Here is a 279-nt window from a genome sequence, read left to right on the forward strand (position 1 = left end):
CGGGGTCGCCATGCGCCCATTCGTCGACCATCTTAGCCATTTCCTCGCCCGCCTTGGGCAGTTCGTCGACGGTCGAGGTCAGGAACTCGATCTGCGCCTTTTGCGACAGGCCGTTGAAATAGCCGATCTGCTGCTCGGCGGTCTCCAGTCCGGCGACGGGCTTGTTCGCCGCCTTGGCCGCATCGGCCAGCACGGTTTCGGGGCCGTTCTTCGGATCATAGCCCAGCTTCTGGATCGGCGCGAGCGACAGGGTGACGGCGGCCAGCCAAGGCTTCATCT

Annotated in this window: 1 protein-coding gene; it reads right to left on the reverse strand. The window is 64.5% G+C overall.

Annotated elements, in window-relative coordinates:
- Positions 1-279, reverse strand: a 279-nt coding sequence (locus tag AC3II9_RS21725; protein WP_489158759.1) for a TraB/GumN family protein, incomplete at both ends; no start/stop codon positions are given.

The organism is Lysinibacillus sp. RU7 (assembly GCF_057837305.1).